At 54.9% G+C, this 21,405-nt stretch carries 18 protein-coding genes, 1 tRNA gene and 1 pseudogene; 14 read left to right on the top strand and 6 right to left on the bottom strand.

Annotated features, from left to right (window positions below; genetic code table 11):
• Nucleotides 1–145: 145 nt before the first annotated feature.
• Nucleotides 146–763: a trimeric intracellular cation channel family protein gene (locus A3466_RS20530; RefSeq protein WP_063452132.1), complete on the top strand. Its 618-nt coding sequence runs from the start codon at nucleotides 146–148 to the stop codon at nucleotides 761–763.
• 2 nt (nucleotides 764–765) lie between these two features.
• On the opposite strand, the gene ligB is transcribed toward A3466_RS20530, so the two are convergent.
• Nucleotides 766–2,436: an NAD-dependent DNA ligase LigB gene (ligB, locus tag A3466_RS20525; protein ID WP_063452131.1), complete on the bottom strand. Its 1,671-nt coding sequence runs from the start codon at nucleotides 2,434–2,436 to the stop codon at nucleotides 766–768.
• Nucleotides 2,437–2,686: 250 nt separating this feature from the next.
• Between ligB and gmk the strand changes: the two genes are divergently transcribed.
• Genes gmk through recG form a run of 5 tightly spaced genes read left to right on the top strand, consistent with a single transcriptional unit; the run spans nucleotide 2,687 to nucleotide 8,553 of the window.
• Nucleotides 2,687–3,310, top strand: coding sequence for a guanylate kinase (gmk, locus tag A3466_RS20520; RefSeq protein WP_006177710.1), 624 nt, complete (start codon nucleotides 2,687–2,689; stop codon nucleotides 3,308–3,310).
• A 54-nt stretch (nucleotides 3,311–3,364) separates the two neighbouring features.
• Nucleotides 3,365–3,640 (top strand): DNA-directed RNA polymerase subunit omega, encoded by a 276-nt coding sequence (rpoZ, locus tag A3466_RS20515; protein WP_000135058.1) that lies wholly within the window; start codon nucleotides 3,365–3,367, stop codon nucleotides 3,638–3,640.
• A 19-nt stretch (nucleotides 3,641–3,659) separates the two neighbouring features.
• Nucleotides 3,660–5,774, top strand: a complete 2,115-nt coding sequence (spoT, locus tag A3466_RS20510; protein WP_063452130.1) for a bifunctional GTP diphosphokinase/guanosine-3',5'-bis pyrophosphate 3'-pyrophosphohydrolase — start codon at nucleotides 3,660–3,662, stop codon at nucleotides 5,772–5,774.
• A gap of 4 nt (nucleotides 5,775–5,778) precedes the next feature.
• Complete coding sequence (gene trmH / locus A3466_RS23550; protein ID WP_063452129.1) at nucleotides 5,779–6,468, top strand: tRNA (guanosine(18)-2'-O)-methyltransferase TrmH; 690 nt, start codon at nucleotides 5,779–5,781, stop codon at nucleotides 6,466–6,468.
• 3 nt (nucleotides 6,469–6,471) lie between these two features.
• Nucleotides 6,472–8,553: an ATP-dependent DNA helicase RecG gene (recG, locus tag A3466_RS20500; RefSeq protein ID WP_063452128.1), complete on the top strand. Its 2,082-nt coding sequence runs from the start codon at nucleotides 6,472–6,474 to the stop codon at nucleotides 8,551–8,553.
• A gap of 3 nt (nucleotides 8,554–8,556) precedes the next feature.
• On the opposite strand, the gene gltS is transcribed toward recG, so the two are convergent.
• Nucleotides 8,557–9,759 carry a sodium/glutamate symporter gene (gene gltS, locus A3466_RS20495; RefSeq protein WP_006812438.1) on the bottom strand — a complete coding sequence of 401 codons (1,203 nt, stop codon included), beginning with the start codon at nucleotides 9,757–9,759 and terminating at the stop codon, nucleotides 8,557–8,559.
• A gap of 225 nt (nucleotides 9,760–9,984) precedes the next feature.
• On the opposite strand from gltS, the gene A3466_RS20490 reads away from it, so the two are divergent.
• Both A3466_RS20490 and A3466_RS20485 read left to right on the top strand, forming a co-directional pair.
• A complete protein-coding gene (locus tag A3466_RS20490) occupies nucleotides 9,985–11,376 on the top strand; it encodes a nucleobase:cation symporter-2 family protein (RefSeq protein ID WP_063452127.1) in 1,392 nt (463 codons plus the stop codon).
• 120 nt (nucleotides 11,377–11,496) lie between these two features.
• Nucleotides 11,497–13,185 (top strand): AsmA family protein, encoded by a 1,689-nt coding sequence (locus A3466_RS20485; RefSeq protein ID WP_063452126.1) that lies wholly within the window; start codon nucleotides 11,497–11,499, stop codon nucleotides 13,183–13,185.
• Between the two features lie 131 nt (nucleotides 13,186–13,316).
• Here A3466_RS20485 and yicI read toward each other — a convergent pair whose 3' ends face one another.
• Both yicI and A3466_RS20475 read right to left on the bottom strand, forming a co-directional pair.
• Entirely contained in the window at nucleotides 13,317–15,635 is a 2,319-nt protein-coding gene (yicI, locus tag A3466_RS20480) for an alpha-xylosidase (RefSeq protein WP_063452125.1), read from the bottom strand.
• 12 nt (nucleotides 15,636–15,647) lie between these two features.
• The gene (locus A3466_RS20475) at nucleotides 15,648–17,039 is read right to left on the bottom strand and encodes a glycoside-pentoside-hexuronide family transporter (RefSeq protein WP_063452124.1); all 1,392 of its coding nucleotides are present in this window, start codon (nucleotides 17,037–17,039) and stop codon (nucleotides 15,648–15,650) included.
• 286 nt (nucleotides 17,040–17,325) lie between these two features.
• Between A3466_RS20475 and A3466_RS20470 the strand changes: the two genes are divergently transcribed.
• Both A3466_RS20470 and A3466_RS22675 read left to right on the top strand, forming a co-directional pair.
• Nucleotides 17,326–17,420, top strand: a tRNA-Sec gene (locus tag A3466_RS20470).
• A gap of 145 nt (nucleotides 17,421–17,565) precedes the next feature.
• Nucleotides 17,566–17,772 carry a hypothetical protein gene (locus A3466_RS22675; protein WP_071788007.1) on the top strand — a complete coding sequence of 69 codons (207 nt, stop codon included), beginning with the start codon at nucleotides 17,566–17,568 and terminating at the stop codon, nucleotides 17,770–17,772.
• 110 nt (nucleotides 17,773–17,882) lie between these two features.
• On the opposite strand, the gene A3466_RS23265 is transcribed toward A3466_RS22675, so the two are convergent.
• Nucleotides 17,883–17,999 (bottom strand): YlcI/YnfO family protein, encoded by a 117-nt coding sequence (locus A3466_RS23265; RefSeq protein WP_120286605.1) that lies wholly within the window; start codon nucleotides 17,997–17,999, stop codon nucleotides 17,883–17,885.
• 173 nt (nucleotides 18,000–18,172) lie between these two features.
• Between A3466_RS23265 and A3466_RS20465 the strand changes: the two are divergent.
• The 4 genes and pseudogenes from A3466_RS20465 to A3466_RS20445 all read left to right on the top strand — a co-directional run bounded on the left by A3466_RS20465 (nucleotide 18,173) and on the right by A3466_RS20445 (nucleotide 20,897).
• Nucleotides 18,173–18,500 (top strand): annotated as a pseudogene (locus A3466_RS20465) (SymE family type I addiction module toxin).
• A 415-nt stretch (nucleotides 18,501–18,915) separates the two neighbouring features.
• The gene (locus A3466_RS20460; RefSeq protein WP_063452123.1) at nucleotides 18,916–19,611 is read left to right on the top strand and encodes a hypothetical protein; all 696 of its coding nucleotides are present in this window, start codon (nucleotides 18,916–18,918) and stop codon (nucleotides 19,609–19,611) included.
• 211 nt (nucleotides 19,612–19,822) lie between these two features.
• Nucleotides 19,823–20,302, top strand: a complete 480-nt coding sequence (locus A3466_RS20450; RefSeq protein WP_063452121.1) for an Hcp family type VI secretion system effector — start codon at nucleotides 19,823–19,825, stop codon at nucleotides 20,300–20,302.
• Between the two features lie 10 nt (nucleotides 20,303–20,312).
• Nucleotides 20,313–20,897: a hypothetical protein gene (locus tag A3466_RS20445; protein WP_245167792.1), complete on the top strand. Its 585-nt coding sequence runs from the start codon at nucleotides 20,313–20,315 to the stop codon at nucleotides 20,895–20,897.
• A gap of 32 nt (nucleotides 20,898–20,929) precedes the next feature.
• Here A3466_RS20445 and A3466_RS20440 read toward each other — a convergent pair whose 3' ends face one another.
• Nucleotides 20,930–21,373 (bottom strand): acetyltransferase, encoded by a 444-nt coding sequence (locus tag A3466_RS20440; protein WP_063452120.1) that lies wholly within the window; start codon nucleotides 21,371–21,373, stop codon nucleotides 20,930–20,932.
• Nucleotides 21,374–21,405: the final 32 nt, after the last annotated feature.

Genomic DNA, 21,405 nt, shown 5'->3' with positions numbered 1-21,405 from the left:
TACTTTCTTTCTCTCCCGCCTTATATCAAGACTGCTCGCCGTGCGCTGATAAATTGCTTTAGGGAAAACCACCTCGCCTTAGAAAATCTCAGTCGTGATCTCCCGCACAAATCGTTAATCTCCCCCTCTTCATTCCGGAGGTTTTATGCTGCTTCACGTTCTCTATCTCATTGGCATTACCGCAGAAGCCATGACCGGCGCGCTCGCTGCCGGACGTCGCCGTATGGACACCTTCGGCGTGATCATTATTGCCACAGCCACTGCGCTCGGCGGCGGGTCCGTACGCGATATCCTGCTTGGCCATTATCCACTCGGCTGGGTCAAAAACCCTGAGTACGTCATTATCGTGGCAACGGCAGCCGTACTCACCACGATTGTGGCTCCGGTAATGCCTCATCTGCGTCGCTTATTCCTGGTGCTTGATGCGCTTGGCCTGATTGTTTTTTCCATCATCGGTGCACAAATCGCTCTCGATATGGGTGAAGGCCCGGTTATCGCCACCATTGCGGCGGTAATCACGGGCGTGTTTGGCGGGGTGCTGCGCGATATGTTCTGTAAACGTATCCCGCTGGTTTTCCAGAAGGAACTATATGCCGGCATCTCCTTTGCCGCCGCAGTGCTGTATATTGCCTTGCAGCACTATGTCACCAGTCACGATGTAGTGGTTATCTCCACGCTGCTGTTTGGTTTCACCGCGCGCATGCTCGCATTGCGCCTGAAGCTTGGCTTGCCCGTTTTTCATTACAAACACAATGCGCATTAATGTCAGAACCCGTTAATGTGCTGCTCAGCCAGCCACCTTGCCAGCCTATCAACGGGAGGCGCATGCAGCCAGTTAACGACCTGCTGCGCCTTCTCTTCACCTGTTCCCGGCAAAGCCTGCCAGTCAGCGGCGCTCCGCTGATTCAGCGCCTGCCACGACGTCGCCCCAACCGCATTCAGCGTGGCTCTTGTCAGCGGGATCCCCATCGCTGTGACCCAGCGAATAAAAGGTTGTTTGCGCACCATATTAAAACGATGCCAGAGCGATAACCCGCGCCCGGCGGAAAAGCCAGGCGTGGACTGTAGCTGCGCCTGCGTAAGTGTTAACCACGAAAAAATATGCTCGAGATGATGCGTCTGATGAAGCGTTCGCCAGCCCGCCTCGCCTAACCCCTCGATCCCTAGCCCTTGTTTCGAGCTAAGCCACGTAAGCCGGGAAAAGAACTGTTCCATACACGCTGGTGAGGCATAAAAACAGGTCAGCGAGTGGTACTGCAAGGCCGGAGGTTCTGGTTTTTTCCTGTTCGCTCCCCGCCAGACAACTCGATCGAATCGGGGGATCCCTTGTCCGGCAAGGCTTATCAAAACCTGATCGCCGGGAACAATATCCAGCCGTTGCCAGCGTGCGACCGATCCCAGGCTCACCCGCCGAACCTGTTTATCATCAAGCTTTACTCGATCCAGTTCGGCTACAACGGACACCTTACCCGTTCGCCCGACGCCAAACTGTATCCCTCGCACTTCAGCAACCTGAGCGACAGGCGTATATTTCCATGCGACAACCCAACGGCCTTCACCGGGTAACCAACCGTCGCCTGCGGGTTCATCCGCTGAACGCACCACAATGCCGTCCGTAGCAAAGGGCAGTGCTGTTGTATGCCACGCTGAACGCTGCGCTTCGACCGCATTCACAGACGCGGCGGGCAGCGTATAACGCGCCGTCAGGGTGAACCCGGCTTTTGACAACGCATCCAGAGATACCTGCATCTCTTTCGGTCCATCCGGCCAGGCCCAGATAAACACGCCGAGCTGCCTGAGAAGTGCGCTATCGTTTTGTCGCATCATGGCGCCCGCCACTTTTGCCCGCATGTTCATCCCCCCCATCTGACGCTGGATGTGGTTTTCACGAATCCAGAACATTTCGCCCTGTAAGATGCTATTTGCCAGGGGGCCGGACAGGTTTTGCGGAACAGAGGGGATTGATCGAACCTGCGCCGTCCAGTCCTCACCTTTCACACCATTGCCACGGCTAATGGCCCGGGCAAGCTTCCCGCCCTGGTATACCAGCGTCACAGCCACGCCATCCACTTTGGGCTGCATCCAGAGATGTTGCCGGACTCGCATCCACTGGTTGAGCTCCGCTTTACTGGCAACCTTATGCACGCCCGTATGCGCAACTGGGTGTGTCACACTCCCTGTCAGAGGTGGCGGTCTGTCTTCGGAAGAAACATGACCAAAGCAGTGTTGCCACTGATTCAACCGCGCGTTAAGCTGATCGTACACCCCGTCATCAACGTCACTGACTCCCTGCTTCCAGTAAGCATCGTCCCAGCGTTTGATCTGCGCGCTCAGCGCTGCAATTTCCTCTTCTGCTTTTGCCTGCGACCATACCGGACATACCGCTAACCCGGTGCCACACCACAACAGCGCTAACCCGCTTATCCATCGCCACATTATTACCCCTCCTTTGCGTTGGAGGAGGTATAACCCGGTATTGAAAACGACGCGAATGGCAACGTTACGCTTTACGAGGCGTTATCCAGCATTTCTTTTTGTTGCTGCAAGCCGCAGGTAAAACCTGAAAACGGCACGCAAAATCAATAATCCAGGGGAAAAAGTGTGACAAAGGCTACGTCACACAGCGGCGACGTGTATAATAAGCCCGTATGTAGGACTTCTTCGTTAACACATACAAAAGACTCTCATGGCTCAAGGCACGCTTTATATTGTTTCTGCCCCTAGTGGCGCGGGTAAATCCAGCCTTATTCAGGCACTGTTAAAAACCCAACCGTTGTACGATACGCAGGTTTCTGTTTCTCACACCACGCGGGCACCGCGTCCGGGTGAAGTGCACGGTGAACACTATTTCTTTGTGAATCACGATGAATTCAGGGCGATGATTGGCAGAGACGCGTTTCTTGAACACGCAGAAGTTTTCGGTAACTACTACGGCACCTCGCGTGAAACCATTGAGCAGGTTCTGGCGACCGGCGTGAACGTGTTCCTGGATATCGACTGGCAGGGCGCGCAGCAAATTCGCAAGAAAATGCCCGATTCGCGCAGTATCTTTATTTTACCGCCATCGAAAGATGAGCTGGATCGCCGCCTGCGTGGCCGCGGTCAGGACAGCGAAGAAGTTATCGCAAAGCGTATGGCGCAGGCTGTTGCAGAAATGAGCCATTACGCGGAATATGATTACCTTATTGTGAATGATGATTTTGATGCCGCGCTGAGCGATCTCAAAACTATCCTTCGCGCAGAACGTCTGCGTATGAGCCGCCAGAAGCAGCGACATGACGCATTAATCACCAAACTGTTGGCAGACTGAACCCACTTTCAGTATCATGCCCAGTCATTTCTTCACCTGTGGAGCATTTTAAGTATGGCACGCGTAACTGTTCAGGACGCTGTAGAGAAAATTGGTAACCGTTTTGACCTGGTGCTGGTCGCCGCGCGTCGCGCTCGTCAGATGCAGGTAGGCGGTAAAGATCCGCTGGTACCGGAAGAAAACGATAAAACCACCGTTATTGCACTTCGCGAAATCGAAGAAGGTCTGATCAACAACCAGATCCTCGACGTGCGTGAGCGCCAGGAGCAGCAAGAGCAGGAAGCCGCTGAATTACAAGCTGTTACCGCTATTGCTGAAGGTCGTCGTTAATTAAACCCGCGGGTCGCCCTTGTATCTGTTTGAAAGCCTGAATCAACTGATTCAAACCTACCTGCCTGAAGACCAGATTAAGCGTCTTCAGCAGGCGTATCTCGTTGCACGTGACGCTCACGAGGGCCAGACACGTTCAAGCGGTGAACCTTACATCACGCACCCGGTAGCGGTAGCCTGTATTCTGGCCGAGATGAAACTCGACTACGAAACGCTGATGGCCGCCCTGCTGCATGACGTGATCGAAGATACCCCTGCCACCTACCAGGATATGGAACAGCTGTTTGGCAAAAGCGTTGCCGAGCTGGTGGAAGGGGTCTCTAAGCTTGATAAGCTGAAATTCCGCGACAAGAAAGAGGCGCAAGCCGAAAACTTTCGCAAGATGATCATGGCGATGGTGCAAGATATCCGCGTCATTCTCATCAAACTTGCTGACCGCACCCACAATATGCGCACGCTGGGTTCACTTCGCCCGGACAAACGTCGCCGCATCGCCCGTGAAACCCTCGAAATCTACAGTCCGCTGGCGCACCGTTTAGGTATACATCACATTAAAACCGAGCTGGAAGAGCTGGGTTTTGAGGCATTGTACCCGAACCGCTATCGCGTGATTAAAGAGGTGGTGAAAGCCGCTCGCGGCAACCGTAAAGAGATGATTCAAAAGATCCTCTCTGAAATTGAAGGGCGTTTGCAGGAAGCCGGTATCCCGTGCCGCGTGAGCGGTCGCGAAAAGCATTTGTACTCTATCTACTGCAAAATGGTGCTTAAAGAGCAGCGTTTTCACTCGATCATGGATATTTACGCGTTTCGCGTGATTGTCCATGACTCAGACACCTGCTATCGCGTGCTGGGGCAGATGCACAGCCTCTATAAACCGCGCCCGGGGCGCATGAAAGATTACATCGCTATTCCGAAAGCGAACGGATATCAATCTTTGCACACCTCGATGATTGGCCCGCACGGTGTCCCTGTTGAGGTGCAAATTCGTACCGAAGACATGGACCAGATGGCAGAGATGGGTGTAGCCGCACACTGGGCTTACAAAGAGCACGGTGGCGAAAGCAGCACCACCGCGCAAATCCGCGCCCAGCGCTGGATGCAGAGCCTGCTGGAGCTTCAGCAGAGTGCGGGTAGCTCGTTCGAATTTATCGAGAGCGTTAAATCCGATCTCTTCCCGGATGAGATTTACGTTTTCACCCCAGAAGGCCGCATTGTCGAACTGCCTGCGGGCGCAACGCCGGTCGACTTCGCCTACGCCGTGCATACCGATATCGGGCACGCCTGCGTGGGCGCGCGCGTCGACAGACAGCCTTACCCGCTGTCTCAGCCGCTCTCCAGTGGCCAGACGGTCGAAATTATTACCGCGCCGGGCGCACGGCCTAACGCCGCCTGGCTGAACTTTGTCGTGAGCTCAAAAGCGCGCGCAAAAATCCGCCAGCTGCTGAAAAACCTCAAGCGCGACGATTCCGTCAGCCTGGGACGCCGTCTGCTCAATCACGCGCTGGGTGGCAGCCGCAAGCTGGCTGAGATCCCGCCAGAGAACATTCAGCATGAGCTGGAGCGTATGAAGCTCGCCTCGCTGGATGACCTGCTGGCTGAGATTGGCCTCGGCAACGCCATGAGCGTGGTCGTGGCGAAGAACCTGCAACAGGGCGAAACGACAGCCGTTCCTGCTAACGCACAAAATCATGGTCACCTGCCGATCAAAGGCGCTGACGGGGTGCTCATCACCTTCGCCAAATGCTGCCGTCCCATCCCGGGCGACCCGATTATTGCGCACGTCAGCCCAGGTAAAGGGCTGGTGATCCACCACGAATCCTGCCGTAACATCCGTGGCTACCAGAAAGAGCCTGAGAAGTTCATGGCGGTCGAGTGGGATAAAGAGACAGCGCAGGAATTTATTACTGAAATCAAGGTGGATATGTTTAACCACCAGGGTGCACTGGCGAACCTGACGGCAGCGATCAACACGGCCTCGTCCAACATTCAGAGCCTGAATACGGAAGAAAAAGATGGCCGCGTTTACAGCGCCTTTATTCGCCTGACCGCCCGTGACCGCGTGCATCTGGCAAATATTATGCGCAAGATCCGCGTGATGCCGGACGTCATTAAAGTCACCCGTAACCGAAACTAGCATTATGAATTCAAAACGTTACGAGCGAATCTGCGAAATGCTCGCCAGGCGTCAGCCTGATCTGACGGTCTGCATGGAGCAGGTCCATAAACCTCATAACGTCTCTGCTATCGTTCGCACCGCAGATGCCGTCGGCGTGCATGAAGTACACGCCGTCTGGCCGGGCGCGCGTATGCGTACCATGGCCTCCACCGCCGCAGGCAGCAACAGCTGGGTATCCGTTAAAACGCACCAGAGCATTGGTGAAGCGGTCTCGCACCTGAAAGGGCGCGGTATGCAGGTTCTGGCAACCAACCTCTCTGCTAAAGCCGTGGATTTCCGTGAGATCGACTATACCCGTCCAACCTGTATTTTAATGGGCCAGGAGAAAACGGGGATCACGCAGGAAGCTCTGGAACTGGCCGATCGGGACATCATCATTCCGATGATCGGCATGGTCCAGTCGCTCAACGTGTCGGTCGCCTCTGCGCTGATTTTGTACGAAGCGCAGCGCCAGCGTCAGAACGCCGGAATGTACGAGCGCAGCAACAGCATGCTGCCGGAAGATGAGCAGCAGCGCCTGCTGTTTGAAGGTGGCTATCCAGTGCTGGCTCGCGTTGCGAAGCAGAAGAAATTGCCTTACCCCCACGTCAACGCGCAGGGCGAAATTGAAGCCGATGCCGAGTGGTGGTCCGCCATGCAGTACGCAGGGTAAAAGATGAAAGGCCGCCTGCTGGACGCCATACCGCTCAACAGCCTGACGGGCGTGGGCGCGGCACAAAGCAGTAAACTGGCCAAAATTGGCCTGCACACCGTGCAGGATCTCCTGCTCCACCTCCCCCTGCGTTATGAAGACCGCACCCAGCTTTATAAGATTGGCGATCTGCTGCCTGCCATCTATGCCACCGTTGAAGGGGAAGTGCTGAACTGCAACATCACCTTTGGCGGACGCAGGATGATGACCTGCCAGATCAGCGACGGGACCGGCATTCTTACCCTGCGCTTTTTCAACTTCAGCGCGGCGATGAAAAACAGCCTTGCCACGGGACGACGCGTGCTCGCGTACGGCGAAGCGAAACGTGGCAAATACGGCGCGGAGATGATCCACCCGGAATACCGCGTGCAGGGCGATCTTAGCTCACCTGAGCTACAGGAGACGCTCACGCCGGTCTATCCGACCACCGAGGGCATCAAGCAGGCAACGCTGCGCAAGCTCACCGACCAGGCGCTTGAGCTGCTCGATACCTGCGCCATTAACGAGCTGCTGCCACCGGAGCTGGCGCAGGGCATGATGAGCCTGCCGGAGGCGTTGCGCACCCTGCACCGTCCACCGCCAACGCTTCAGCTTATTGATTTAGAAAGCGGTAAACACCCCGCTCAACGGCGTCTTATCCTTGAGGAATTACTGGCTCATAACCTGAGCATGCTGGCACTGCGCGCAGGTGCGCAGCGCTTCCACGCGCAGCCATTAAGCCAGCGCGATGAACTTAAAGATAAGCTGCTGGCCTCACTCCCGTTTAAACCCACCGGCGCACAGGCGCGGGTCACTGCCGAGATCGAACGCGATATGGCGCTTGATGTGCCGATGATGCGTCTGGTGCAGGGCGATGTCGGTTCCGGTAAAACGCTGGTCGCCGCGCTGGCCGCGTTACGCGCCATCGCCCACGGCAAGCAGGTGGCGCTGATGGCACCGACGGAACTGCTGGCCGAACAGCATGCCACCAATTTCCGTAACTGGTTCGCCCCGCTGGGCATCGAAGTGGGCTGGCTGGCCGGGAAGCAGAAGGGCAAAGCGCGCCTTGCGCAGCAGGAAGCCATTGCGAGCGGGCAGGTGCAGATGATTGTCGGCACGCACGCTATTTTCCAGGAACAGGTGCAGTTTAACGGCCTGGCGCTGGTCATTATCGACGAACAGCATCGCTTTGGTGTGCATCAGCGTCTGGCGCTGTGGGAAAAAGGTCTGCAACAGGGCTTCCATCCGCATCAGCTGATCATGACCGCCACGCCTATCCCGCGCACCCTGGCGATGACGGCCTATGCCGATCTGGATACCTCCACTATCGACGAACTGCCGCCGGGCCGTACGCCGGTGACCACGGTCGCCATTCCGGACACACGCCGCAGCGACATTATTGACCGTGTGCGCAACGCCTGCACGCAGGAAGGCCGCCAGGCTTACTGGGTCTGTACCCTGATTGAAGAGTCTGAGCTGCTGGAAGCCCAGGCCGCCGAAGCCACGTGGGAAGAGCTGAAGCTCGCCCTGCCGGAGCTGAACGTTGGTCTGGTGCACGGGCGCATGAAGCCCGCCGAGAAGCAGGCGGTGATGCAGTCGTTCAAGCAGGGTGAGCTGCATTTGTTGGTCGCCACGACGGTCATTGAAGTGGGCGTGGACGTGCCAAACTCCAGCCTGATGATTATTGAGAACCCGGAGCGCCTGGGTCTTGCGCAGCTCCACCAGCTGCGAGGCCGCGTGGGCCGTGGCGCGATCGCTTCTCACTGCGTACTGCTCTACAAAGCCCCGCTGTCGAAAACCGCGCAGATGCGGTTGCAGGTCTTACGCGACAGCAATGACGGCTTCGTCATTGCGCAAAAAGATCTGGAGATCCGCGGCCCGGGCGAACTGCTGGGCACGCGTCAGACGGGTAACGCCGAGTTTAAAGTGGCGGATTTGCTGCGCGATCAGGCCATGATCCCCGAAGTACAACGCCTTGCGCGCCATATTCATGAACGCTACCCCGAACAGGCGGCAGCGTTGATTGAACGCTGGATGCCGGAAACCGAGCGGTATTCCAACGCCTGACGGTCAGCCAAACATCGGCAGCATCAGGTAGAGCTTAATGACCAGCGCGTTGACGATATCAATGAAGAATGCGCCCACCATCGGCACCACCAGAAACGCCATGTGCGACGGGCCGAACCGTTCGGTGATCGCCTGCATGTTGGCGATGGCCGTTGGCGTTGCCCCCAGTCCAAACCCGCAGTGTCCTGCCGCCAGCACCGCCGCATCGTAGTTTTTGCCCATCATGCGCCAGGTGACAAAGATGGCATACAGCGCCATAAATACGGCCTGAACCGCCAGAATCGCCACCATCGGCAGCGCCAGCGAGGCCAGTTCCCACAGCTTGAGGCTCATCAGCGCCATCGCCAGAAACAGCGACAGGCTGACGTTCCCGAGCACGGACACCGCGCGTTCAAAGACGCGGTAGAAGCCCATCTGCGCCAGACCGTTACTCAGGATCACCCCGATAAACAGCACGCAGACAAAGGTTGGCAATTCGAACGCCGTTCCTGCCAGCCATTGCGCAACGATTTTGCCCACGGTGAGGCAGATGGCAATCATGGCGATGGTTTCAATCATCACCAGCGAGGTGATGCTGCGGCCAACGTCCGGTTTTTCAAACGCGGTCGGCACCATTTCATCGTCTGGTCTGCCTTCCGGCGTGGTGGAGTGTTTCACCAGATAGCGCGCCACCGGCCCACCAATCAGGCCGCCAAGCACCAGACCAAAGGTCGCACAGGCCATCGCCACTTCCGTTGCGTTTTCAAAGCCATAGCGTTCGATGAACAGCTTGCTCCACGCCGCGCCCGTTCCGTGGCCGCCTGACAGGGTAATCGACCCCGCCAGCAGACCCATCAGCGGATCCAGCCCCAGCAGCGACGCCATACCGATGCCGATGGCGTTTTGCATCAGCAGCAGGCCCACCACGACAATCAGAAACACGCCCAGCACCTTGCCGCCCGAACGCAGGCTTGCCAGGTTGGCGTTCAGGCCGATAGTGGCAAAGAAGGCCAGCATCAGCGGATCTTTCAGGGACATATCAAAATCGATTTCCCAGCCCATGCTTTTTTTCAGCACCAGCAGGGCCAGCGCCACCAGCAATCCACCGGCGACGGGTTCAGGAATGGTGTACTTTTTCAGAAAGGAAACACTGTGTACCAGCTTGCGACCAAGCAGAAGAACCAGCGTTGCGGCAACAAGGGTCGACAACGTATCGAGATGAATCATAGAAGGCTCCTGTTATGCGCGTGTTCCATACACCCGCGGCGTTATCCTGGGCCGGGTGATGCTCGTCATGAGCCGCCGGCGCGAAAAGTGTAATTTTTTTTTCCTGTGGGTTGTAGAAAACCTGCTCACACCGGCAGATTTTCTCTCTTTTTTTTGCTGGCAATCGTTTGCTTTTACCAGGTGGTCAGCTAAAATGCCCGCTTTTCCACCGTGGGATTGCCGCCGATGTCTGTTAACACTCTGGAGTCTTCTGATGCGCAACCGATTGCGCAGAAGCAAAACAGCGAACTGATTTACCGCCTTGAAGATCGTCCCCCGCTGCCTCAAACCCTCTTTGCCGCCTGTCAGCACCTGCTGGCGATGTTCGTGGCGGTCATCACGCCGGCGCTGCTGATTTGCCAGGCGCTGGGGTTACCGACACAGGATACGCAGCACATCATTAGTATGTCTCTGTTCGCCTCCGGCGTGGCCTCCATCATTCAAATTAAAGCCTGGGGTCCGGTGGGATCGGGTTTGCTGTCGATTCAGGGCACCAGCTTTAACTTTGTGGCACCGCTGATCATGGGCGGTACGGCGCTGAAAACCGGCGGCGCGGACGTGCCGACCATGATGGCGGCGCTTTTCGGCACCCTGATGCTGGCAAGCTGCACGGAGATGATTATCTCCCGCGTTCTGCACCTGGCGCGCCGGGTGATCACCCCGCTGGTCTCCGGCGTGGTGGTGATGATTATCGGCCTGTCGCTGATTCAGGTAGGTCTGACCTCCATCGGGGGCGGCTACGCGGCAATGAGTGACCATACCTTTGGCGCCCCGAAAAACCTGCTGCTGGCAGGCGTGGTGCTGGCGATCATTATTCTGCTTAACCGCCAGCGTAACCCGTACCTGCGCGTTGCATCACTGGTGATCGCTATGGCGGCCGGTTACCTGCTGGCGTGGGCGCTGGGTATGCTGCCGGAAAACACCGCGCCGACCAACAGCGCGCTGATTACCGTGCCAACGCCGCTCTACTACGGCCTGGGCATTGACTGGAGTCTGCTGCTGCCGCTGATGCTGGTCTTTATGATCACCTCGCTGGAAACCATCGGCGATATCACCGCCACCTCCGACGTTTCCGAGCAGCCGGTCTCTGGCCCGCTGTACATGAAACGCCTCAAAGGCGGCGTGCTGGCAAACGGGCTGAACTCGTTTGTCTCGGCGGTATTCAACACCTTCCCGAACTCCTGCTTTGGCCAGAACAACGGCGTGATCCAGCTGACCGGCGTGGCCAGCCGCTACGTGGGCTTCGTGGTGGCGCTGATGCTGGTTGTCCTCGGGCTGTTCCCGGCGGTGAGCGGGTTTGTGCAGCACATTCCTGAGCCGGTACTGGGCGGCGCGACGCTGGTCATGTTTGGCACCATTGCCGCCTCCGGCGTGCGTATCGTCTCCCGCGAGCCGCTGAACCGCCGCGCAATCATGATTATCGCGCTGTCGCTCGCCGTGGGTCTGGGCGTCTCCCAGCAGCCGATGATTTTGCAGTTTGCTCCGGACTGGGTGAAAAACCTGCTCTCTTCCGGCATCGCCGCGGGCGGTATTACCGCTATCGTGCTGAACCTCGTTTTCCCGCCTGAAAAGAACTGATCCCCCTTCACGGCAGGCTGTCAATGCCTGCCGTGACACCTCTTTACACCATTCCCGCCTTGAGCATTGCGCATAAATCATGCATAACTCCTTTATGTACGTTTCGCGGGAAGGAAGACCATGAAATTTATTGGAAAGCTGCTCATCTATCTTCTGGTGGCCCTGCTCATCGTAGTGCTCGCCTTTTATTTTCTGCTCCAGACCCGCTGGGGCGCATCGCAGGTCAGCAGCTGGATCACGGTGAATACCGATTACGAGCTCAACTTTGACCTGATGGATCACCGGTTTTCATCCCCTTCTCACATCCTTCTGGAAAACGTCACCTTCGGGCGAGATGGCAAACCGGCCACGCTGGTCGCTAAAAAGGTGGATATCGGCTTAAGCAGTCGCCAAATCACCGACCCGCTGCACGTGGACGCCATCACCCTGTCCGACGGCACGCTGAACTTATCGCCGCAGACGGCGCCGCTGCCGTTCCAGGCCGACCGTCTGCAACTGAATAACATGGCCTTTAACAGCCCGAACACGGCGTGGGATCTCAGTGCGCAAAAGGTCACGGGCGGCGTCAGCCCGTGGCAGCCCGAGGCGGGTAACGTGCTGGGGAAAAACGCGCGCATTCAAATGAGCGCCGGCTCGCTCACGCTCAACGGCATACCGGCGAATAACGTGCTGATTCAGGGGCAGCTGAACGGCAATGAGGTGGTGCTTAACACCCTCGGCGCCGATATGGGGCGCGGCTCCCTGACGGGCTCTGCCCAGCGTAACGCCGACGGTAGCTGGGTGATTGATACCCTGCGTCTGAATGAGATCCGCATGCAGAGCGACAAATCGCTGCTGGATTTCTTCGCCCCAATCGTCACCCTGCCTTCGTTACAGATTGGGCGGCTGGACGTGACCGATGCCCGTCTACAGGGGCCTGACTGGGCGGTAACCGACCTCGATCTCAGCCTGCGTAACCTCACCCTGAGTAAAGGTGACTGGCAGAGCCAGGAGGGACGGTTATCCATGAACGCCAGCGAGTTTATTTACGGCTCGCTGCACCTGTTTGATCCCATCCTGAACACGGAATTCTCGCCTCAAGGCATTGCACTGCGTCAGTTCACCTCCCGCTGGGAAGGGGGCATGGTGCGCACCTCCGGCAACTGGCTGCGCGAGGGTCAGGCGCTGGTGCTGGATGACGTTGCTATTGCCGGGCTGGAATATACGCTTCCGGAAAACTGGAAAACGCTGTGGATGGATCCGCTCCCGACATGGCTGAACAGCGTGACGCTGAAAAAATTTGGCCTGAGCCGCAACCTGGTGATCGACATCGATCCTGCCTTCCCGTGGCAGATCACCTCCCTTGACGGTTATGGCGCGAATCTGCGGCTGGCGAAAGATCGCAAATGGGGCATATGGGGCGGTAACGCAACCCTGAACGGCGCGGCAGCAACCTTTAACCGCGTCGACGTGCGACGCCCGTCGCTGGCGCTGAACGCCAACGCCGCGACGGTAAATATTACCGACCTGAGCGCCTTTACCGAGAAAGGGATCCTGGAAGCGACCGCCACCGTGTCACAGCTGCCCCAGCGGCAAACCACCGTGAGCCTGAACGGGCGCGGCGTACCGCTCAACGTATTGCAGCAGTGGGGCTGGCCAGCGCTGCCGATTGCGGGGGACGGCAATATTCAGCTCACCGCCAGCGGCAGCGTGCAGGCGAATGCGCCACTGAAGCCGACGGTGAATGGGAAGCTGAGCGCGGTAAATATGGATAAACAGCAGGTGCAGCAGACGATGACCGGCGGCGTAGTTGCAACGCCTGTGCAATAAACAAGCCGGCAACCCTGTTGCCGTTTTTGATGTTTGTTCCCTCTCCCTGTGGGAGAGGGTCAGGGTGAGGGCATCAGAGCGCATAATTACCGTAGGTCCGGTAAGCGAAGCGCCACCGGACATTTTACGGCTCAGAAGTGAACCACCACCTCATCCTCCTCCGCTTTCACCACCACGCCCCACTCGCTGCCCGCGTGTGAGCCGCCCTTCACGCCGCCGATCTTCTGCACGTTGCGCAAGCAGACGGACCAGTTACACGCCTCGCCTGCGCCCGTAAAGGTGACGATGTCGCCCTGACGTGACGCCTTCAGCGTAAACATCACCGAGCCGTCCGCGGCCGGCACCTCGCTCACCGCCGTTGCGCCATCACTCAGGTTAAAGAGCTGGAAGGCTGTCCCCTCGTGCCACGCGTAGTCCGGCTTCTGGTTATTATTGCCCAGCGCCAGCAGGGTGTTGTCGTGCACATAGACTGGCAGGCTCATAAAATCGTGCTGCTGCTTATGCCAGCGGCTGCCATGGATTTCGTCGTTGTGCCACAGGTGCGTCCAGCGGCCTTCCGGCAGGTAGAACTGCACGTCCCCCGCCTCGGAGAACACCGGAGCGACCATCAGGGCATCCCCCAGCATGTACTGACGGTCGAGGTAATCGCACGCCGGATCGTCCGGGAACTCCAGCATCATCGCGCGCAGCATCGGCGTGCCGAACTCGCGGGCCAGCGCCGCCTGACGGTACAGGTACGGCATCAGCTGGCACTTCAGCTGCGTGAAGTGGCGCACCACGTCGCAGGACTCGTCATCGTACGCCCACGGCACGCGGTAGGATTTGCTGCCGTGCAGGCGGCTGTGGCTGGAGAACAGCCCGAACGCGCACCAGCGTTTGTAGACGTGCGCCGGGGCGGTGTTTTCGAACCCGCCGATATCGTGGCTCCAGAACCCGAAGCCGGACAGGCCAATCGACAGCCCGCCGCGCAGGCTTTCCGCCATCGACTCATAGTTGGCGTAGCAGTCGCCGCCCCAGTGCACCGGGAACTGCTGCGCCCCGACGGACGCGGAGCGAGCAAACAGCACCGCCTCTTCTTCCCCCACCGTCTCTTTCAGTACGTTCCACACCAGCTCGTTATAGATGTAGGCGTAGTGGTTGTGCATCTTCTGCGGATCGGACCCGTCGAACCACTGCACGTCCGTCGGGATGCGCTCGCCGAAGTCGGTCTTGAAGCAGTCGACGCCGATATCCACCAGGCCTTTAAGCTTGTCGGCATACCACCGGCACGCGTCCGGATTGGTGAAGTCATAAATCGCCAGCCCCGGCTGCCATTTGTCCCACTGCCACAGGGAGCCGTCCGGACGCTTGAGCAGATAGCCCTTCTCTTTCAGCTCGCGGAAAATCGGGGATTTCTGGCCGATATACGGGTTAATCCACACGCAGACCTTCAGCCCTTTCTCTTTCAGGCGGCGGATCATCCCTTCCGGATCCGGGAAGGTCACCGGGTCCCACTCGAAGTCGCACCACTGGAAGGCCTTCATCCAGAAGCAGTCGAAGTGGAACACGTGCAGCGGCAGGTCGCGCTCGGCCATGCCGTCGATAAAGCTGTTCACCGTCGCTTCGTCGTAGTTGGTGGTGAACGACGTGGTCAGCCACAGGCCGAACGACCACGCAGGTGGCAGCGCCGGACGCCCGGTGAACTGCGTATAGCGGTTCAGCACTTCTTTCGGCGTCGGGCCGTCGATCACAAAGTACTCGAGATACTCCCCTTCCACGCTGAACTGCACTTTGGAGACTTTTTCAGAGCCGACTTCAAACGAGACGTTCTCGGGGTGATTCACCAGCACGCCGTAGCCGCGGTTGGTCAGGTAGAACGGGATATTTTTGTAGGACTGCTCGGTGCTGGTGCCGCCATCGCGGTTCCAGGTTTCGACCGTCTGGCCGTTGCGCACCAGCGCGGTAAAGCGCTCGCCCAGACCGTAGACCGTTTCCCCTACGCCGAGATCCAGCCGCTCGAACACGTAATTGCGGTCGGTGTTGCTGTCATGCACGTAGCCGTTGTTTTTCAGCTGGCTGCCGGTAATGCGCTGGCCGTTGCGCAGGAAATCCAGCGCCCAGAACTCGCCTTTGGTAACGCGCACGCTGACGCTGCCGCTTTTCAGCTCGGCAAAGTCGGCGTTGTTTTCAATCTCTACCTTCACGTCTTTCAGAACGTTCAGCGAATAGTGCGGGCCGTTGTTCAGCGCGCCCTGGAAGTGCTCGATGCGTACCCCGACAATCCCTTCCTGCGGAGCAAACAGGCGCACCGTGAACATCAACGTGTCGAGCTGCCAGGTGCGCTCACGCACGTCGCGCGGCGCAACATACACCACCAGGTCATTGCCCTGCTGCTCCACGTCGAACACCTGAACCGGATACGTCACGTTCAGACCCGGTTGAATAAGCCAGTTTCCATCACTGATTTTCATGCTTTCGTCCTCTTAGTTCTGCAATTCTTTACTGACCGGCAGGTTTTCAAACTCCTGCTGATTGCGGCGCGCGCCCTGCGCCAGCTCGCGCAGGATTTTGGTCAGGAAGGGGGTTTTCAGCGTGTAGTAGCGTTTGGCGATGATGGCGCTCAGCACGTAGCAGATCGCCGGCGCCAGCGTAAACAGGCCGACAATGATGCTGATGGTGGCGCTGTTCTGGGTTTTGGCCGCCGCGTCGTAGCCGCCGCCTGCCAGCATCCAGCCGATCATCGCTCCGCCCAGCGCCAGGCCGAGCTTCAGCACGAACAGCGTGCCCGCAAAGCTGATGCCGGTCAGGCGTTTGCCGTTGGTCCATTCGCCGTAGTCGACGGTATCGGACATCATCACCCACTGAATTGGCGTCACCAGCTGGTGCAGCACGCCGATGACAAAGATAAAGGCGAACATCAGCACGGTGGCATGCATCGGCACGAAGAACATCGCCACGCTGACCACCGCCAGCGCGGCGTTGGTCCACCAGAAGATGCTGACCTTGCACTTCCAGTCGGTGAGCGGTTTCGCCAGCGCGGAGCCAATCAGGTTGCCGACGCAGTAGGTGGTGAGGAACGCGACAAACACCTCCGGCGAGCCCATTATCCAGGTGCAGTAGTACATCATCGCGCCGCCGCGCACGCAGACGGCGAGAATGTTGAGGATGGTGAGCACGCCGACGATGCGCCACTGGTCGTTTTGCCAGATGTCGCGCAGATCTTCCCGCATGGAGGTGGTGCTCGGCGGCACCTGGATGCGCTCTTTGGTGGTGAAGAAGCAGAACGCCAGCATCAGGAACGCGACCACCGACAGCACGGCGATCCCGCCCTGAAAGCCGAACGCCTTATCGTCGCCGCCGATCAGGTTCACCAGCGGCATCATCAGCACCGTGGAAAGCATGCCGCCCGCCGTCGCCAGCACGAAGCGCCAGGACTGAAGGGAGATACGCTGCGTCGGGTCGTTGGTGATCACCCCGCCCAGCGCGCAGTACGGGATGTTGACCACGGTATAAAGCAGGGTCAGCAGCGTGTAGGTGATAGCGGCGTAAACCATTTTGCCGTTGAGGCTGAGGTCCGGCGTGGTGTAGGCCAGCACGCAGACGATACCGAACGGAATGGCGCCGAACAAAATCCACGGGCGGAACTTGCCCCAGCGGCTGCGGGTGCGGTCGGCGATCAGCCCCATGCACGGGTCGGAGATCGCATCCAGCGCGCGCGCCAGCAGGAACATGGTGCCGACAAACCCGGCGGGAATACCAAAAATATCGGTGTAGAAAAACATCATATAAAGCATGACGTTATCAAAAATGATGTGGCTGGCGGCGTCTCCCATGCCGTAGCCAATCTTCTCTTTTACTGACAGGACTTCGCTCATCTTTTTATCCTTCACGCTGTAGGGGGCGCTGAGACCGGTTACCGTTTTTTAAACCATTGTTTCAGGAGCGGGTATTGCGTTTTCTGGTTAGCAGATTACGTTTCTTGTTTTTTGTGATCGGGATAAAGGTTGGTGAGCACAAAATGCTAACCTGAGGATTTTCTTAAGAATTAGCTGAAACAGAGGGGTTGAGGTCAAAAGAGCGGTGAAAAAAGTGGTGTGGGGTATGTGGTAAATGCCTGAAAGTAGCTATAATGCGCCCGCCTCCATGTAGCAATGCAGGCGCGGAAGATCGTCATCTCCGGTGAGGTGGCTGGACTTCAAATCCAGTTGGGGGCGCCAGCGTTCCCGGGCAGGTTCGACTCCTGTGATCTTCCGCCAAAAACGTCCACTCTTTTAATAAAAACACGTCCAACATTAAATCATCCCACCTAGAAGTTCCTTATGTGAACATGATCACTTATTGATTTTAGTAGTGAGTGTTATCCTTTCCTTTATTTTAAAATAATATTCAAGGGAAGCTGTTATGGAATGGATTGTAGGTGCTGTAATTTTAATAGCAATACTTGTAGCCATCTTAAAACCAAGACAATGTGATATCTGCCATACTTATTTCAAGAGAAAATACTACACATGGAAAATAGATGGAGAGAAACAACATTTATGTCCTAATTGCAATGGTAAAATGCAACGAAAAGTTAGTTCACAAAAATTTAAAAGTAGATTCGGTTAAAAATAAATTAATAATTTTTATTTCATAATGTTTACAAATGATAAGTTAGGACTATGCATTTCAAACTTATCATTTAATTATTCCTTACCGTTAGCAAAAAGGTTTGATTGCTACTTACTCAAAAGCCTAAGCCTACAAGCCTCTTTGACCCACTTACTAAAATTCCCTTTGCCCGCAGCCTTTTCAATCTGTTCTAAAAGCTCATCTTCAAACCGAATGTTCTTCATCGTGCTCTTAGTGCGGTCAAAATTTGGTTTCTTTATCTCTTACATGGCAGGTACCACTTCGGTTAATTTATCTGCACGTGGTACCTACCACATGGATTAGGAATTCTAACAACGCCCGGCAGTATTGGAGCACGAAAGGGCGTCTAACTCCACCAACTATCAAGGAGTTGATTATGGCTGATTCGCATTCTACCCCAGACACCGACCAACCCGGAACCGAGCATTCGTTAATTGTGGGATACCGCCCGAATGTTTACGACAAATCCACGCCGAAAATCATTCTTTCCGGCAAGTGGCTGCGCGCGGCGGGGTTTGATACCGTAAAGGTGATGAAAGGATGCATCGTTCTGGTGGCGTATAACAAGCAGGAGCAGGAGTTGCTGGATGATTATAAAAAAGACGAAGGCAAAGCCCACTGAGATAGAAGACGCACTTGCAGCGATTCAAACACAGCTTCCTGGAAAGCACCTTGCAAAATCAAATACCAACCACCTGGCTTAGCGGCTGTTGCTTGCATACAATCAGCCAGGCGCTTTGGACGATGTAGATGTGAAGACGATCAGTATCTAACTATCCGGAGAATCCGGATAGTTAGCCAGAAAAGAAGACATATGATTTCCAGTGAGAGATCACTACAATTTCAACGCAATACTCGCAGCTGCGCTCGGCTAATGGCAGCCAGTTACGCCTTTAGTGGCCATACGGTTACTGAATGAACATACAACCGTTCTAACGCCCTCACTCACACGCTCATACAACCACTAAATTGATAGCCAACCATTATTCACAATAAATATAATGTGAAGGTTAAAATTTCTATCTTTTTCATTAAAGATAAACTATTGCGATATGCATCACAGCAGAACGCCAATATTAATAGAAACTTGTGCTTACGTTTCCTATTAAAGGGTGCAATATGTATTACAGTGACTCATTAATAACATCAATGAATGCGCATAAAATATTGGCACTAAAGTTAGATCACGCCTTAACAGGCGTAAAAGATGAAATATTAAAACAAGCGCACCATATAGATGATGGGGCAACGCGATTAAGCTATCAGCTTTCGTGCTTTACTGATAACTATCAGGACGTATGTTTACGATTACGGAAAGAAGATTCACGATTTTTGACAGGCATCGTCCAGTTAATAAAACACAGAAACATAGTCTACAAGATGCTTTATATTTATATTAAAAGCTTATTAAGCAACAAGAGTGAAAAAAGAATACATAACATACAACGAAACCTTATGAATTTAGGCGTATCAGTCTCATCATCGATGCTGTCCAGCCAGGCTTTCGTATATTCGGCAACTATAGCAATTTGTAGTAGTGTTCATACCAACATTTGGATGAAAGAAAAGATCACATCGTTTTCTACTTATGCTGTCCTTGGTTTGAAAGTTTATGGCATCGTTGAGCAGGCAGCCAGAAGCGCCAACCATCTAAAAAACCATAATGCTTATTACTATAATCTACTTTATCAGGAAGAACTTGAAATGATGTTTTTCTTGATTGAGCCCATAATAATGAAATCCCCTATACTTAACCAAGCTTATGCTTCAGACAGTGACATTGCATATGCGATTTCAAGGATGATAAAGGGATGATCAATGCTATTAAAGACTGGTTAAAAAGCCAGTTTATTTTCTTCCTGAGAGGCGCAATCCCCCTTCTGTTCGTCATATTATTTTCATTATTTGCCGTAACTTGGCTACCGGAAAAAATCGCAATGAATGCAATATGGTCAACGGTAGTGATTGTTGGCCTCTATATCCTTTTACGTAAAAAAAGATAGCTACTATCTAACACGAGTAAATTATGTCAAATCCCGCTCATCTATGGTTGTTTGATGAAAACGGTTCGCCCGTAATTGGTCCATCATTACTGCCAGCGAGATTAGGATCGTTTGAAATCCATTCAGTTAACCATCAAGTATGGATCCCTGAGAACTCGAATACTGGTCGTTTGACAGGCACAAGAGTTCATTCCCCCTTAAACCTGCACAAGGAGTTTGATGCTGCAACGCCTGTTTTGTACCGTGCTATGTGTGAAGGAAGAACATTCCAAAAAGCAGTTTTGAAAATGTATCGAATTCTTGACCAGGGTATTGAGAGTGAATATTTCAATATGATAATGGAGAACGTGAAGATCACCTCTATATCACCCCTGTTGCACCCCACCGGCTTGACGAGCACGCATCTCGAAGAGATTCAACTCCGTTACGAGAAGATTACATGGAAGCATTGCGATGGGAACATTCTCTACACTGACGAATGGAATAATCGGGCTACGTATTAGGGCATCTAAAATGAAAGTACTGTTAATTATGGCTGGATTGCTATTCCTGATTCAAAATGCATCAGCAGCCCAAATGTCCGGATTCGCAGCCAGTTACTATCTGGATGACGGAACAACGCCGGAAGAACCCACAAAAGTGCCCCTCTATCCCACCATTTCCATCGGCAAGAAAAACATTCAAATGGAAATGTCTCTGCTATCAGATACTACCAATGCACCCGTTGAGAAAGACAGCTCCGCGCACTGGATCTGCCTTCATGACGACGATGGCACCAATTATTGGTTCATTTCAGATAACGAAATGGGTGCAGGGCTGTTAACTGCGCTAGCCATAGCCAGGGATGGCATCCATAAAGAGTGTAAGAATATAACGGAACGAGTCAGTGTCTCAGTCACTGGCGTTCCATTGTTAAATGCCACTCACGGGGATTTAGTTGAATTGTTCGGCAAAAAAGCAATCGGCAACAGAAAAAAGATCCTGCTTTATCAGGAGACACCTGTACAGGATGGATTTGTTCAGAGCAATACCGTCTCTTATTACTTCGATGGCGAAAAATTGCGCGGCGTAATTATCGGGCAAATAACCAGTAACTAGCTTGCAGGCTTCCTCTTTTAAAGAAGAGGGAGTTAAGCCAGCCCACCCAACCGCATATGCAGCAGCGGAAACGGATTACCCTGTCCGTCCCGTTCCGAACGCCCGACCTGCTCAAACCCCATATGGCGATAAAACGCGACGCCCTGCGGATTCTGCTCGTTCACATCCACTTCATTTACGCCAAATTTTGCGATGGCATATTGCAGCAGCATTTTCCCGACGCCCTTCCCCCGGCTTGCATCATCCACAAACAGCATTTCAATACGATTTTCCTCTACGCCTAAAAAGCCGTGAATAACACCATTTTCATCACGTGCAACCACAACCGTGAGATTAGGCAAATAGGCATTAAGCAATAGCGGACGCAGCGCCGCGATATCGCTTTCCAGCAAAAAGTGGTGCGTGGCGCGAACGGACGACTCCCAGACGGCGACGAGGCGTTCAAATTGTGCGGGGTGTGCAGCATCTATTTTCATGTTCAAATTCCTGTTGAGTAGAGTTTCGGGGC

It is taken from the genome of Enterobacter genomosp. S, assembly GCF_001631805.1.
Classification (GTDB): domain Bacteria; phylum Pseudomonadota; class Gammaproteobacteria; order Enterobacterales; family Enterobacteriaceae; genus Enterobacter; species Enterobacter quasihormaechei.
This window is presented reverse-complemented; position numbering and strand designations above follow the sequence as displayed.

What these genes read in the sequence shown, in the direction of transcription:
- ligB (WP_063452131.1), bottom strand. Translation starts at nt 2,436, where the DNA reads ATGTGGCGATGGATAAGCGGGTTAGCGCTGTTGTGGTGTGGCACCGGG.
- gltS (WP_006812438.1), bottom strand. Translation starts at nt 9,759, where the DNA reads ATGATTCATCTCGATACGTTGTCGACCCTTGTTGCCGCAACGCTGGTT.
- yicI (WP_063452125.1), bottom strand. Translation starts at nt 15,635, where the DNA reads ATGAAAATCAGTGATGGAAACTGGCTTATTCAACCGGGTCTGAACGTG.
- rpoZ (WP_000135058.1), top strand. Translation starts at nt 3,365, where the DNA reads ATGGCACGCGTAACTGTTCAGGACGCTGTAGAGAAAATTGGTAACCGT.
- A3466_RS20485 (WP_063452126.1), top strand. Translation starts at nt 11,497, where the DNA reads ATGAAATTTATTGGAAAGCTGCTCATCTATCTTCTGGTGGCCCTGCTC.
- A3466_RS20475 (WP_063452124.1), bottom strand. Translation starts at nt 17,039, where the DNA reads ATGAGCGAAGTCCTGTCAGTAAAAGAGAAGATTGGCTACGGCATGGGA.
- A3466_RS23265 (WP_120286605.1), bottom strand. Translation starts at nt 17,999, where the DNA reads ATGAAGAACATTCGGTTTGAAGATGAGCTTTTAGAACAGATTGAAAAG.
- gmk (WP_006177710.1), top strand. Translation starts at nt 2,687, where the DNA reads ATGGCTCAAGGCACGCTTTATATTGTTTCTGCCCCTAGTGGCGCGGGT.
- A3466_RS20440 (WP_063452120.1), bottom strand. Translation starts at nt 21,373, where the DNA reads ATGAAAATAGATGCTGCACACCCCGCACAATTTGAACGCCTCGTCGCC.
- trmH (WP_063452129.1), top strand. Translation starts at nt 5,779, where the DNA reads ATGAATTCAAAACGTTACGAGCGAATCTGCGAAATGCTCGCCAGGCGT.
- recG (WP_063452128.1), top strand. Translation starts at nt 6,472, where the DNA reads ATGAAAGGCCGCCTGCTGGACGCCATACCGCTCAACAGCCTGACGGGC.
- A3466_RS20445 (WP_245167792.1), top strand. Translation starts at nt 20,313, where the DNA reads ATGAAAGTACTGTTAATTATGGCTGGATTGCTATTCCTGATTCAAAAT.
- A3466_RS20450 (WP_063452121.1), top strand. Translation starts at nt 19,823, where the DNA reads ATGTCAAATCCCGCTCATCTATGGTTGTTTGATGAAAACGGTTCGCCC.
- A3466_RS22675 (WP_071788007.1), top strand. Translation starts at nt 17,566, where the DNA reads ATGGAATGGATTGTAGGTGCTGTAATTTTAATAGCAATACTTGTAGCC.
- A3466_RS20460 (WP_063452123.1), top strand. Translation starts at nt 18,916, where the DNA reads ATGTATTACAGTGACTCATTAATAACATCAATGAATGCGCATAAAATA.
- A3466_RS20530 (WP_063452132.1), top strand. Translation starts at nt 146, where the DNA reads ATGCTGCTTCACGTTCTCTATCTCATTGGCATTACCGCAGAAGCCATG.
- A3466_RS20490 (WP_063452127.1), top strand. Translation starts at nt 9,985, where the DNA reads ATGTCTGTTAACACTCTGGAGTCTTCTGATGCGCAACCGATTGCGCAG.